Annotated in this window: 14 protein-coding genes and 4 tRNA genes; 8 read left to right on the top strand and 10 right to left on the bottom strand. The window is 40.5% G+C overall.

Going from position 1 to position 13879, the window contains the following annotated elements; translation table 11 throughout:
* Positions 1-61 precede the first annotated feature (61 nt).
* The 5 genes from PX700_RS09415 (at position 62) to tuf (ending at position 1782) form a co-directional block, all read left to right on the top strand.
* A tRNA-Thr gene (locus tag PX700_RS09415) sits at positions 62-137 on the top strand.
* 40 nt (positions 138-177) lie between these two features.
* Positions 178-262: transfer RNA gene (locus PX700_RS09420), tRNA-Tyr, on the top strand.
* 44 nt (positions 263-306) lie between these two features.
* A tRNA-Gly gene (locus PX700_RS09425) sits at positions 307-381 on the top strand.
* An 11-nt stretch (positions 382-392) separates the two neighbouring features.
* Positions 393-468, top strand: a tRNA-Thr gene (locus tag PX700_RS09430).
* A 129-nt stretch (positions 469-597) separates the two neighbouring features.
* The gene (tuf, locus tag PX700_RS09435) at positions 598-1782 is read left to right on the top strand and encodes an elongation factor Tu (protein WP_002958888.1); all 1185 of its coding nucleotides are present in this window, start codon (positions 598-600) and stop codon (positions 1780-1782) included.
* Positions 1783-2372: 590 nt separating this feature from the next.
* Here the strand turns inward: tuf and PX700_RS09440 are convergent.
* The 6 genes from PX700_RS09440 to PX700_RS09465 form a co-directional block, all read right to left on the bottom strand.
* Positions 2373-3569, bottom strand: a complete 1197-nt coding sequence (locus tag PX700_RS09440) for a dipeptidase (protein ID WP_415637897.1) — start codon at positions 3567-3569, stop codon at positions 2373-2375.
* 57 nt (positions 3570-3626) lie between these two features.
* Positions 3627-3881, bottom strand: a complete 255-nt coding sequence (locus tag PX700_RS09445; RefSeq protein ID WP_166421876.1) for a YheU family protein — start codon at positions 3879-3881, stop codon at positions 3627-3629.
* Complete coding sequence (locus tag PX700_RS09450) at positions 3881-4870, bottom strand: hydrolase (protein WP_479520578.1); 990 nt, start codon at positions 4868-4870, stop codon at positions 3881-3883. Before PX700_RS09450 ends, PX700_RS09445 begins: the two co-directional genes overlap by 1 nt.
* Positions 4871-4982: 112 nt before the next feature.
* Positions 4983-5129: a hypothetical protein gene (locus PX700_RS09455; RefSeq protein ID WP_479520579.1), complete on the bottom strand. Its 147-nt coding sequence runs from the start codon at positions 5127-5129 to the stop codon at positions 4983-4985.
* A 220-nt stretch (positions 5130-5349) separates the two neighbouring features.
* Entirely contained in the window at positions 5350-5772 is a 423-nt protein-coding gene (locus tag PX700_RS09460; protein WP_479520580.1) for a TIGR02444 family protein, read from the bottom strand.
* Positions 5756-7678, bottom strand: coding sequence for an ATP-binding cassette domain-containing protein (locus tag PX700_RS09465; protein ID WP_415637902.1), 1923 nt, complete (start codon positions 7676-7678; stop codon positions 5756-5758). The genes PX700_RS09460 and PX700_RS09465 overlap by 17 nt, the downstream gene beginning before the upstream one ends.
* Before the next feature lie 132 nt (positions 7679-7810).
* On the opposite strand from PX700_RS09465, the gene PX700_RS09470 reads away from it, so the two are divergent.
* On the top strand, positions 7811-8014 hold the full coding sequence (locus PX700_RS09470; protein WP_004589620.1) for a YheV family putative zinc ribbon protein: 204 nt from the start codon (positions 7811-7813) through the stop codon (positions 8012-8014).
* A 32-nt stretch (positions 8015-8046) separates the two neighbouring features.
* Here the strand turns inward: PX700_RS09470 and PX700_RS09475 are convergent, their stop codons facing one another.
* Positions 8047-8262, bottom strand: a complete 216-nt coding sequence (locus tag PX700_RS09475) for a SlyX family protein (protein WP_004335946.1) — start codon at positions 8260-8262, stop codon at positions 8047-8049.
* On the bottom strand, positions 8249-9247 hold the full coding sequence (locus PX700_RS09480) for a WD40 repeat domain-containing protein (protein ID WP_479520581.1): 999 nt from the start codon (positions 9245-9247) through the stop codon (positions 8249-8251). The genes PX700_RS09475 and PX700_RS09480 overlap by 14 nt, the downstream gene beginning before the upstream one ends.
* Positions 9248-9462: 215 nt before the next feature.
* On the opposite strand from PX700_RS09480, the gene fkpA reads away from it, so the two are divergent.
* Complete coding sequence (gene fkpA, locus PX700_RS09485; RefSeq protein ID WP_024595253.1) at positions 9463-10209, top strand: FKBP-type peptidyl-prolyl cis-trans isomerase; 747 nt, start codon at positions 9463-9465, stop codon at positions 10207-10209.
* Positions 10210-10274: 65 nt separating this feature from the next.
* Here fkpA and rsd read toward each other — a convergent pair whose 3' ends face one another.
* Entirely contained in the window at positions 10275-10745 is a 471-nt protein-coding gene (gene rsd, locus PX700_RS09490) for a sigma D regulator (RefSeq protein ID WP_415637904.1), read from the bottom strand.
* Positions 10746-11274: 529 nt separating this feature from the next.
* Here rsd and hemE point away from each other — a divergent pair.
* Positions 11275-12339, top strand: a complete 1065-nt coding sequence (hemE, locus tag PX700_RS09495; RefSeq protein WP_002961084.1) for a uroporphyrinogen decarboxylase — start codon at positions 11275-11277, stop codon at positions 12337-12339.
* A gap of 104 nt (positions 12340-12443) precedes the next feature.
* Here the strand turns inward: hemE and sthA are convergent, their stop codons facing one another.
* The gene (gene sthA, locus PX700_RS09500) at positions 12444-13874 is read right to left on the bottom strand and encodes a Si-specific NAD(P)(+) transhydrogenase (RefSeq protein ID WP_346774264.1); all 1431 of its coding nucleotides are present in this window, start codon (positions 13872-13874) and stop codon (positions 12444-12446) included.
* Positions 13875-13879: the final 5 nt, after the last annotated feature.

Here is a 13879-nt window from a genome sequence, read left to right on the forward strand (position 1 = left end):
TAATTTTATTGTTGCATCCCAATAAACCTTACTCTAATATCTCGCCCCGTACTAAAGCAGTGCCGACTTAGCTCAGCTGGTAGAGCAACTGACTTGTAATCAGTAGGTCAACCGTTCGACTCGGTTAGTCGGCACCACTTTCCTTTTACCGGAAGTGAATTAGTAGAGAATTATCGTGGAGGGGTTCCCGAGCGGCCAAAGGGATCAGACTGTAAATCTGACGGCTCAGCCTTCGCTGGTTCGAATCCAGCTCCCTCCACCACTTTATTCTTGACGGTTAGAGGTAGTTTAAGAACAGATTTTTATGCGGGCATCGTATAATGGCTATTACCTCAGCCTTCCAAGCTGATGATGCGGGTTCGATTCCCGCTGCCCGCTCCAGTTCTTGTGTTGCTGATATAGCTCAGTTGGTAGAGCGCACCCTTGGTAAGGGTGAGGTCGGCAGTTCGACTCTGCCTATCAGCACCAGTCCTAAGAATCTCCTTGATTACTTCCTTTATCTGTCAGAAAATACTATTTGAAAAAAATTAACTTAATCTACCTCTGGTGGATTATTTTCATATGTAATTTAGATACACAAAACTGATAGGTTCCGTCATGGCAAAAGAAAAGTTTGAACGCGTAAAACCGCACGTAAACGTTGGTACAATCGGCCACGTTGACCACGGTAAAACTACACTAACTGCAGCAATCACTAACGTACTTGCAAAAGTATACGGCGGTGTTGCTAAAGATTTCGCATCAATCGACAACGCTCCAGAAGAGCGCGAACGTGGTATCACTATTTCAACGTCTCACGTTGAATACGATACACCTACACGTCACTACGCACACGTAGATTGTCCTGGTCACGCCGATTATGTTAAAAACATGATCACTGGTGCTGCTCAAATGGACGGCGCGATCTTAGTAGTTGCTGCGACAGATGGCCCTATGCCACAAACGCGTGAGCACATCCTTCTTTCTCGTCAAGTTGGCGTTCCTTACATCATCGTGTTCATGAACAAATGTGACATGGTAGATGACGAAGAGCTACTTGAACTAGTAGAAATGGAAGTTCGTGAACTTCTTTCAGAATACGATTTCCCAGGTGATGACTTACCTCTAATTGCTGGTTCTGCGCTTAAAGCGTTAGAAGGCGAGAAAGAGTGGGAAGATAAGATTGTTGAGCTTGCAAACGCACTTGATTCTTACATCCCAGAGCCAGAGCGTGACATCGATAAGCCATTCATCATGCCTATCGAAGACGTTTTCTCAATCCAGGGTCGTGGTACTGTTGTAACTGGTCGTGTTGAAGCTGGTATCATCCGCATCAATGACGAAGTAGAAATTGTTGGTATCAATGATACAACTCGTTCTACTTGTACTGGTGTTGAAATGTTCCGTAAGCTTCTAGACGAAGGTCGTGCTGGCGAAAACATCGGTGCACTTCTACGTGGTACTAAACGTGAAGACGTTGAACGTGGTCAAGTACTAGCTAAGCCTGGTTCAATCAACCCACATACTACATTCACTTCAGAAGTATACGTACTTTCGAAAGATGAAGGTGGTCGTCATACTCCATTCTTCAAAGGTTACCGTCCACAGTTCTACTTCCGTACAACTGACGTAACTGGTGACGTACAGTTACCAGATGGCGTAGAAATGGTAATGCCTGGTGATAACATTAAGATGACAGTAACTCTAATCGCACCAATCGCGATGGATGAAGGTCTTCGTTTTGCTATCCGTGAAGGTGGTCGTACTGTAGGTGCTGGTGTTGTAGCAACTATCGTAGCGTAATTATTAGCCTAGCTAATTGTTACCAAAAAACCCGAGCTTAGTCTCGGGTTTTTTAATGCCTGAAGAAAAGTGTTATATGAAGGTGGCGCTCTTACCTTAGGCGTAGGTACTTTGTAGCAACTATCGTAGCGTAATAATTAACTTTAAAGTTAATTATTAGAAAAAGGTCACTTAGGTGGCCTTTTTTAATGCCTGAAGAAAAGTGATTGGCTTTTCGTTATAATTTTCTTGGCGTAGCTTGGGTTGAGTTTTACGAAACCCGAGGAAAAAGATTGCTGAAAATAACTGAGCTATTATACCAATCCGCAATAATACTTAATCATTTTGCGGTGCTAAACGTGTAGCTACCTGCGTTAAAAAATTCTCATTTACGACTGCATGGATGCAGAAGGTAGAGCAATGCAGGAGCAATTGCCGAGAACAACTAAATAGCAAATTTTTTGCCTAGTTATCAACACGTTTTTCCATCCTCAAAATAGATCACTTAATTAAGCGAATTGGTATTAAATATAAAAAAGCACGGCTAGGCCGCGCTTATATTGAATTAGCTTTTGGTATTTTAGCCAATAACTAATATATGCTAAAAAGCTTTAATTTTTCTTCGCATATTCTTCAGCTTGCTTTAAAACTCTTAATAAATTACCGCTAAGAATTTTTTTAATATCAGCATCGCTGTAATCTCTATCCATTAAGCCTTGAACAAGGTTAGGGTAGCTAGATACATCTTTTAAACCGATAGGCAATGAATCGCCAACTCCATCATAATCAGAGCCAATACCTACATAATCAATACCAATTAGCTCAACTACGTGATCAATATGATCAAGTACTTGCTCAAGGCTTGCAAATGGGTAAGGGTTTTTAGCACGGTATGCAGCATCAAAATCTTTGCTTAATTTAGTCCCGTCTTTTTTAACCGACTCTTTTGTGCTTTTTAATTGCTTGCCCCAACTACCTGCTTTAGCGGTAACAAAGCTTGAGCCAAAGTTGATTTGAATAACGCCGCCATTTTCTTTAAGTGCCAATAGCATGTCGTCATTCATATTACGCTCAAAGCCTGGCGTGTATTTACGAAGTGATGAATGCGAGGCAATTACGGGGGTTTTAGATAGCTCCATTACTTGATAAAACGCATCATCAGAAATATGTGATACGTCAATTAACATACCAATATTATTCATTTCTGTAATTAGCTTTTTACCAAATGGGCTTAAACCTTTCCATTTACGGCGAATATCATAAGACGAATCTGAAATATGGTTGCTCTGCGAGTGCGCTAGCGTGATGTAGCGAATACCACGGTCGTAAAAGTGCTGAAGGTTTTTCATATCCCCTTCAATTGGAGAGCCATTTTCCATACCCATCGCAATAGACAGCTTACCTTGCTTAAACTGCTCTTCTATATCAGTGCTTGAGCTGGCAATAGCAAACTTATCGGGCGCGCGCTGGGCTATAGCTTCCATACTATCAATCATTTGATTGGCTAGCTGATAGCTTTTTCCTTTACCTTCAAATTCCAAATGCGCAGGAATATAAATCGACATAAACGGTGCGTTTAAACCGCCTTTTACAGCGCGAGGGTAGTCAAAATCGCCATCAGTTGTTGCTTTGGTTACATCAACCCAATTTTCGTGAATTCGATAAGGTACATCAATGTGGGTATCAATTAAAATGGTGTCTTTAGCGAGTTTAATTGCTTTGTCGGATGCTGTTATTGTTTGTTCTGCATGGACTTGACTAGTTAATGCTAGTGATACGGCTACCACTAGAGTGCTGAGTTTTATCATGTTTTGGCTCTTTGGGTAAAAAGCCATTGTGTACGTTCAATTCAAAAGTTACAAGTGCTAATCAAACGACTCTGCTTGATGCTCTTCACTTTGCAGCGCTTTAAATTCGCCCTTAGAAATAATAGTAACTGACTCATGTAATTCTGAGAAAAACACCATTGCTTCGCCATTTTTAAGCTGCGCCTTAACTTGGTTAACTTTAGATTCAATGCTTGCTTCTACTTCACCATAATCAGTGCCTTCACGCAGTACATAGCTTTCTATTAGATTGTAAAGAGTGTCTTTATCGAGTTGTTCAAAAGGGATAATCATTACTGCTCGTTACTCACTTTATTTAGTACATGTTCCCCAAAGTAGCTGGGTACGGCTTTCTCTAACCAAAATATAGGTTTAAACGGATTTTTACCGCTAATAAAACCAACGTGTCCGCCCTTGTCAGAGATGCGCAGCGTAACATGCTCACTAACATCTTGCCTACTCGGTACGGCCTTAATTGAGAGCATAGGGTCGTCTTTGGCATGAATAATAAGTGTGGGTACAGCGATATCTTTTAAATACGGCATAGCACTGGCTTTACGATAGTAATCGTGGGCATTTTCAAAGCCATGTAACGGCGCTGTAAGTTGGTTATCAAACTCTAATAAATCATCAATATTCATTAATTGATCGGTAGTTATAGGAATTTGCTGCTTAATTTGCGGCAACTTACGTTGCATCGACTTTTTCATTCGATCGAGCAAATATTTTTGGTAAATTTTACCTAAGCTTTTACGAATAACATCACTTGATGACGACAAATCATAAGGCGCCGATACCACTGCAGCTGCATTAAGGGGGCAGTTTGTATTCTCTTCGCCTAAGTACTTAGCAAGCACATTACCACCAAGCGAAAAGCCTACGGCAACCATCGCTCTATCTGGGTATTGCTGCTTAAGATGATTAATAAAAAAAGCTAAATCGGCAGTATCACCACTGTGATAAGCACGTGGAAGGCGGTTTACTTCAGTTGAGCAGTTTCTAAAGTGCATAAGCACCACTGCGTAACCTTGTTTTTTTAAAGCTTTCATCATGCCTTTGGCATAAAAGCTATTTATATTGCCTTCAAGTCCATGCAAAACAACGGCAAGTGGAGCTGTTTCGTTATGTGGAAGTGACCATGCGAGCTCAATAAAGTCACCATCGGGCGTATCAAGTTGCTCAAGTTCGTAGCGAGTGTGGTGAAATGGGCGGAAAAAACGCGGCATTATGGTCTGAACGTGACGATTGGTCATCCACCATGCTGGTTTGAACTGAGAGATCATGTTTGTACTACGCACTTTGTATTAAACGAAAAGCTAGTGTACCAAATTTTTCGCTTCAGAAAATAAAAAGCGCCTAACTAGTAAACTAATAAGGCGCTTTAGTGCGTCGTGCTTAATTTTGGTCAGGAATTTCTGCATCATGTATTTTTTTCAGAAAGAAAAAAGCAAAAAAGATACACAAAGAAACAACGATAGTTAAAAATCCAAAAGACATAAATAAAACTGGATCTGTAAAAAAATCTCTAAAGAATACGCTCATGATTTGCTCCCCTCGTTGTTGATGGGTTAATCATAAGCGGTGTTTAGAAGGCCCAACGTGATCGAGATCAAGTTATTTACATAAGCAGATGTAGGAGCGAAGCTAAGTTGATTTAGATCATATTTTAAGGGCTAATAAGTTATTACTACTGAGAGCAAGGATGATTTTTGCACAAAGAAAAGAGAATGAGCAGTGAAAGGGGGGTATAAAAACGAGCAGCCTAAGTGGCTTTCACATATAGCTCAATATTGTTTGGCTCTGCATGCTCGACTAATTCAAACTCATTTACTGCTTCAATCAATATATGTTGCTGTTGTTTTTCAAGCTTTAGCTCAGCGCTTAGTAACTCTGCGCGTATCGTGGCGTAATCATTTATTGTATTTTGGTTCGTTTTTAAATAGCTACGTGCAGCACGTAGCGGTTGCAAAGCTTGGTTATCAAACTCATTAATTACGTTTATTAACGTACTTAATTGCTCGGCGTTAACGCTTAAATTTAATGAATCTAAATAAAGTAGTAACAAGCACAAATTTACATTTTTACCTTGCTGGTTTTGTAGTGCCAGCAAGGTTGTTTGTTGCCCAGGCTTTGCGTACAAGGTGCACGCAAATTGCCAAAAATGGTCGCTATTGAGCAAGTTCATCGGCGAATGCCTGTTCTTTTTCTTCCATTTCTTCAAGTGCCATCAGTAGCTCTTCTTCAACGTCGTTAAGTTTAGGCGTAAGCGTTGCTTGCTTGGCCAATAACTCTTTGAGTTTGGCTTTGTTGTCGTCGTTGTAGAGTTCGTTGTCGCCAAGGGCTACTTCCACTTCGCTAAGCTCTGCAGTAAATTTATCGAGTTGCTTTTCAAGCTTTTCAATTTGCTTTTTAAGTGGCTGAGTGGCTTTTCTAAACTCAGCCTCTAAGCGCTTTTGCTCTTTACGGTTAACACCAGGATTAGCTTTAGGCTCGTCGCTTTGCTGCGCTTTAACAGCTTCTTTATTGGCGTTAAGTAGCCATTGATAATACGCATCTAGGTCGTAACCAAATTGCGTTACTTTGCCATCATCGACTAAGTAAAACTCATCGGCGGTATTTTTAAGCATATGGCGATCGTGCGATACGGTAACCATAGCGCCTTCAAAACCTTGTAGTGCCATAACAAGCGCGTGGCGCATTTCTAAATCAAGGTGGTTAGTTGGCTCATCGAGTAGTAATAAGTTTGGTTTTTGATATACCAACATGGCAAGCACTAAACGTGCTTTTTCGCCGCCCGAAAACGGGGCTACAGGCTCAAGGGCTTTATCGCCAATAAAGGCAAAACCACCTAAAAAGTCACGTAGTGATTGCTCAGTAGCTTTAGGATCGAGTCGTTGTATATGCGTTATTGCACTGGCTTTTAAATCAAGAGATTCAAGCTGATGCTGCGCAAAATAACCAATATTTAAACCATGGTGCTGCACAACTTCGCCCGCTTGTGGCTCTAAGTCGCCAGAAAGCAGTTTAATTAACGTTGATTTACCCGCACCATTTCTTCCAAGTAAAGCAATTCGGCTGCCTGGTACTAGGTTTAGTTCTATATTATTTAAAATGGTGACGTCACCATAACCCGCTTTGGCTTTATCTATTGTCATTAGTGGGTTTGGTAATGCTTTTGGCTCTGCAAACTCAAAGTTAAATGGCGAGTCGGCATGTGCTGGTGCTAATTTTTCCATGCGTTCAAGCGCTTTTACACGGCTTTGTGCTTGTTTAGCTTTACTGGCTTTTGCTTTAAAGCGCGTTATAAACTGCTCAAGGTGCGCAATTTGATCTTGTTGCTTATCAAACATTGCTTGTTGCTGTAGTAAGCGCTCAGCTTTTTGGCGTTCAAACTGCGAGTAGTTACCTTTGTACACGTTGATAAGTTGTTTATCTACATGCCAAATTTGATCAACCACGGCATCTAAAAATTCACGGTCATGCGATATAAGTACAAGTGTGCCGGTGTAAGCACGTAAAAAGCGCTCAAGCCAATAAACAGCATCTAAATCAAGGTGATTCGTTGGCTCATCGAGCAGAAGTAAATCGGCGTCGCGTATTAATGCTTGGGCAAGGTTTAAACGCATACGCCAACCACCCGAAAACGAGCTTACAGGGTTTTCTATTAGGTTATTAGCAAAGCCTAAGCCGTGTAATAGCTCACCAGCGGTTGATTCAATGCTGTAGCCTTTAATGTTCTCAAGCTGAATATGTACTTTGGCTTGTGTGTCGCCATCGTTGTTTTTCTCGGCCTCACGCAGTGCTATACGCATTGCATAGTATTCTGGGTGGCCTTGAAGTACATAATCAATGGCGCTTATTTCAAGGGCAGGGGTTTCTTGTTTTACTGAGGCAATAGACCAATCTTTTGGGATACTGCAATTACCGGCATCCAGTTGTAATTCAGATTTTAGTAAACCAAATAACGTAGATTTACCACAGCCATTAGCGCCAACAAGGCCTACTTTGTGCTCTGGGAATAACGTAGCTGATGCGTTTTTTAATAAGGCTTTTCCGCCACGAAGTAGTTCTATTTCTGATATTTGGATCATGAATGCGTTACTTTACTATGCCCTTGTTAAGTTGGCGCTATCATAACATAGAACTTAATGCTCTTATCAAGCGTATCAACAAGTGAAGTTATACGATAAAATAGCGACAGTTCAAACCACAGGAAAAATGTTGTGAGACAAAAGAAGAGATTTATTGCTGGTGCATCGTGCCCTGAGTGTAAAGCCATGGATACTATGATGCTATACAGAGAACATGATGTTGAAAAAGTAGAGTGTGTTGAGTGCGGTCATAAAATGGCGCAACCCGATAACGCTGTTCAGGCGTCTACTCGCCAATTTGAACAAGTAATTGGTGTATTTAAACCGGGCGACTAACCCGGTTTTTTATTGCCTGATTTTTACCGGCTTTAGTAATGCGGTGGAGGCGGCTCAGGTACTTCAGACATCATAGACGATGATGACTGCGACTCTTTAATTTTTTCTGCTAGCAGCTCTGTTTGGCGTTTCATTTTTGCTAAAAGTTGCTGATGCACTTTTATTTCATCATTTAAAACTTCAATCGTTTCGTCTTGAAAAGCCACTTTGGCTTCAAGTTCCATTAAGCGATGTTCAATTGTGTTCATTATTCTCTCGTATAATAAATCGCTCTGCGATACCGCTGGAGCTTTCGGTTAACAACGACTTATCGTTATCTGTAAATGTCACATCTAGCACCACCGCCGATTTAGGCTTACTGCCTTCGCGCGGGGTAACCTGCCAAGTTTGAATTTTTTCGCCGCTTAGTATTTGCCATAAATCAACGCGCTTATTTGGCGAGCCGGTTGCAAGCAAAGTGCCTTGTTCGTTAAAACGCACGGCAGTAAAAATTTTCTGACGCGCAATATACTTCAGTTTACTCACAAGATCACCTGTAGTCAGCTTCCATACATTTGCTTGTGCCATACTATCGGCCGTAAATGCATAGCGACCTTGTGGATCGAGCGTTACTTGGGTAACACGCGTTGGGTGATTAAATCGATGAATTACTTGCCCTGTACGTGTATCCCAAAAGTAAGCAACATAATCGTTAGAGCCACTTAAGGCGTAGCGTCCGTTAGGAGACAGGTCAACAGTGTTAACTTTATCCTGATGACCTAAGAACTCAATACGACGTCCAGTTTCTAGGTTTACAAATACGACAACGCCATCACTACGGCCGTATAAAACACTACGACCTTGATTACTAATGGCAATATCGCGAATACTGGCTTTTTGTATTTTGTAATAACCTTTATTTTTACCTGTGGTTATATCCCACACAGCAAAGGTGGTTTTTTCGGCGGTAACAGCCACGCTGTTATCAAAAGCAATAGCAACGGCGTATACCAAACTGTCTTGATCTTGCTGCTGAAACCATTGGTATTTTAGTACCTGCTGTTGATTATCCCACAGGGCGACCCCATGGTTGATAGAGGAGATTAAACTGTATTTACCATCGTTTGACAGCGCTGATGAAAACGCACCTTGTGCAGCATGTTCGTAACTTGCTACAGCGTGTTGTTTTTTATCGGTACAGGCGATGGCTAAAAAACAGCTAAATACGATTAAAAAAGTACGAAATATCGACATATTACAGGTATTTCCCCTTAACTCTTAGTGACTGAGAGGTTAGACTAGGACGCGTTAAATGCCTAGGTTGTTTGTCTAATCACTGGATATGTTTTTAGTTTAGCTAACAATGTGGAATTTAGTCATTAAACAAGCAGCCTATCATGTGGGCCGTTAATCTTTAACTAGTAATAATACATTAAAATGACAACTGCAAAGTGTGTCGGAGATTTAAAATGAAAAAGACGATTAGATTGTCATTGATTGCAGCGTCAGTTTTAGCGCTTACAGCTTGTAATCAAGAAGCAAAAAAAGAACAAGCTGAAGTTAAATTAGACACTGTAGAACAGCAACAAGCATACGGTATTGGTGCATCTGTAGGTAACTTTTTAAATAAAGACCTAGCAGACAAAACAGAAATTGGTATTGAACTAGACCAAGCACTTCTAATCCGTGGTTTTGAAGATGCACTTGCTGGTAATGCAAAACTTGACGAAGAAAAAATTCGCGAAGTATTAACTGAACTAGATACATCAGTGCGTACTAAGCAAGAAGAAAAAGCAAAAGTAGAATCTGAAAAAAGCAAAGAAGCCGGTGTTAAATACCTAGCTGACAACGCTAAAAAAGAAGGCGTTACAGTAACTGAATCTGGTCTACAGTACGAAGTACTTAGCGAAGGCGATGGCGAAAAGCCAGTAGCAACTGATGTAGTTAAAGTACACTACAAAGGTACTCTATTAGACGGTACTGAGTTTGATAGCTCATATGCACGTAACGAACCGACAACTTTCCCTCTTAATCGCGTAATTGCGGGTTGGACTGAAGGTTTACAACTTATGTCAGTGGGTTCTAAGTACAAGTTCACTATTCCTTCAGAACTTGCTTACGGCGATCGCGACTTAGGTAAAATTCCAGCTAATTCAACACTTGTATTTGAAGTTGAATTACTTGAAATTCAAAACGAAGAAGCACCAGCACAATAATAAGTTTATTGTGTAAATGCAAAAAGGGACCTTAGGTCCCTTTTTTAATACGTGTAAACAACGTCTTAGCTTGCGTGATTAGAAAACAAGTTATCAATAAGCTCATCTTCAAGTGCAAAACGTGCTTCTAATGCCTCACCAATAACAGATAAGTCATTATCAAAGTCTTTCAATAAGTCTTCTTTGTCTACTTCAGCGTACTTATCGTTAAAATCAAGCGCCACATCGGTTGTACTAGAAATGCGCGGGTAAATAGAGTTGGCTAACTCTTGGCTTTGCACGCCCTTTTTTTCACATGCTTTTGCTATATCGTCATATACTTCAAAGTGGCCTGCAGATAGGTAGTCCATTAAAAGCTGACAAAAAGATTCAATTAGCTTTGGCTCTGGCAATGCCTGATCTTGTTTTTCGTATGGCGTAAAGCCTGCAATTTTACAATAAAGTACAATAAGGTCTTGGCGTTCGTTTAGCCATTTATCAATTACCGTGTGGCTACCACCCCATTTCTGTTGAGCTTTTTCTACACGCGTCAGCATAATTGTTCTCCTAGCTGGGTTGGTCTTTCAATTAGAATATAATAAGTTTATGTACATCAAGATATATTTAATTTGCGCGTATATCAACAAGTAAAATTGAGCTACTTTGAGAGGGGTACCTTTTTATATAAACCGAGGTAGGGATTTTATTTTAGGCAAGAAAAAACCACCAGTTACGGTGGTCTAATTTCTTTCAGTGACTTGTTATAACAAGCTTTCTTATTTTTATGAGATGATTTTTATTGTTATTATTTTAAAACTTTTATTTTTATTGTTTTAAGATTTTTATTGTTGTTTTTGTTAACGCGGGACAAACAATACCAAGGTTTTCTTTATGTTGCAAACATATTAATGGAAAGTTTTAAATGTTATTCTTTTTTGCTTATTTTATAGTCAAAATGGATTGAAACACTCCATTCTATTGATCTACCTCTAGGTAAAGCTGTTTTCGTCCCTAAGCAATAGAGGGTGGATGAATATGGTGGTACAATCTTGCACAATTTATACAAGTCTTAGGATCATTTACGCCATGAGCGAATTAAAAAACGACCGTTATTTACGTGCACTTGCAAAACAACCTGTTGATGTAACTCCGGTATGGATGATGCGCCAAGCAGGACGCTATTTACCAGAGTATCGCGCTACACGTGCACAAGCGGGCGATTTTATGAGCCTGTGCCGTAATGCAGAACTTGCATGTGAAGTAACACTACAACCACTTCGTCGTTACCCGTTAGATGCCGCTATATTATTTAGTGATATTTTAACCATTCCAGATGCGATGGGCTTAGGCTTGTACTTTGAAACTGGCGAAGGCCCTAAGTTTGAACGTCCTATTTCATCACTTGCTGATGTTAAAAAAATTCCAAAGTTAGACCCTACAGACGAGCTTGGCTACGTAATGAACGCAGTAAGCACTATTCGTCGTGAACTTAAGGGCGAAGTACCACTTATTGGTTTTTCTGGTTCACCTTGGACGCTAGCAACGTATATGGTTGAAGGCGGTAGCAGTAAAGTATTTGGTAAAATCAAAAAAATGGCGTTTGCAGAGCCGCAAACACTTCATTTATTACTCGATAAGTTAGCTGATTCAGTTATTGATTACTTAAATGCTCAAATTAAAGCTGGCGCGCAATCGCTAATGGTATTTGACTCATGGGGTGGTGTATTAAGCCCACGTGATTACAACGAATTTTCACTGCAGTATATGCATAAAATTGTAGATGGCTTAATTCGTGAATACGATGGTCGTAAAGTACCGGTTACTTTGTTCACTAAAAATGGTGGTCAATGGATTGAAGCAATTGCAGCAACAGGTTGTGATGCAATTGGTCTTGATTGGACTATTAATATTAGCGACGCTAAGCGCCGTGTTGGTGATAAAGTAGCGCTACAAGGTAATATGGACCCGTCTATGTTACACGGTACACCAGAGCGTATTCGCCAAGAAGTAGGCACTATTTTAGAAGACTTCGGTACAGGCAATGGCCACGTGTTCAACTTAGGTCACGGTATTACACCAGATGTAGATCCTGAAAATGCCGGTGTATTCATTAATGCCGTACATGAGCTAAGTGCTAAGTACCATAAGTAATAGCCACTTAAACAGCATTAATGCTGTTTAAAAATAAAAAACCCGCTTAGTGCGGGTTTTTTGTTATCTATTTATAAAGGCGTTTAAAAACCTTATTTAAGCAGTTACTTAAATAAACGATTTAAACCATTTAATGCCGCAACACGGTAGGCTTCAGCCATGGTTGGGTAGTTAAATGTGGTATTTACAAAGTAGTCGATGTTATTGCCGCCATTTTTTTGTTCCATAATGGCTTGGCCAATGTGAACAATTTCAGACGCACGCTCACCAAAGCAATGTACACCAAGTACTTCTTTGGTTTCAGTGTGGAATAATATTTTTAAACTACCTACTTCAGTGCCTGCAATTTGCGCACGTGCCAAATGCTTAAACTGAGCACGGCCAACTTCATAAGGTACTTTAGCGGCTGTAAGTTCTTGCTCGGTTTTACCGACTGAACTCATTTCTGGAATGGTATAAATACCGGCCGGAATATCGATAATCAGGCGGTCATCACAGTTACCGCATGCAATGGCATCAGCAGCTATACGACCTTGGTCAAATGCTGCACTAGCAAGGCTTGGATAGCCAATTACATCACCAACAGCATAAACGTTATCAATTTCTGTTTGGTATGTTTCGTTCACTTTTAGCTGACCACGGCTATCGGCTTTTAAACCAATGGCTTCAAGGTTTAGCGTATCAGTGTTACCAGTACGGCCATTAGCAAATAAAATACAGTCAGCTTTTACGCGTTTGCCTGATTTTAAATGCATAATAACGCAGTCGTCACGGGTCTCTATTCGGTCAAACTCTTCATTATGACGAATAACAATACCGCTGTTCCAAAAGTGATAGCTAAGCGCGTCAGATATTTCAGCATCCATAAAAGCAAGCAAACGATCGCGCGTATTAACTAAATCAACTTTAGCGCCTAAGCCTTTAAATATAGAAGCGTACTCACAACCAATAACACCTGCGCCATAAATAAGTACGCGATGAGGATCGTGTTCAAGGCCTAGTATCGTGTCGCTTTCGTAAATACGAGAATGCGTAAAATCGACTTCAGGCGGGCGGTAAGGGCGTGATCCTGTTGCTATTACTATTGTTTTAGCAGTTAGTCGCTCGGTTGAACCATCATTTCTTTTTATTTCAATTGTGTGCTTATCTACAAAGCTCGCATCACCTTGAAACATATGAATGCGGTTGCGATCGTAAAAGCTGCTACGTAAATTAGATTGCTTAGAAATAACAGAACTGGCATGACGCAAAATATCAGGAAATGTTAAGCGGCTAGGGCGCTCACCAACATTAAATAACGGATTTGCTTTGTATTCAATATAACGGCTAACAGAGTGGCGAAGCGCTTTTGAAGGAATTGTTCCCCAATGTACACAACCGCCACCAACAGCTTCTTGGCGCTCAATAACCGCTACTTTTTTGTCATTTTTTGAAAGGTTCATGGCGGTACCTTCACCGCCAGGACCCGTGCCAATAATTATTGCGTCATATTGGTATGTCACGGGTACTTTTTTTTGTTCTGGTTGTTTGGCCACAGCCA

The sequence above is a fragment of the Pseudoalteromonas sp. TP27 genome (genome assembly GCF_056470645.1).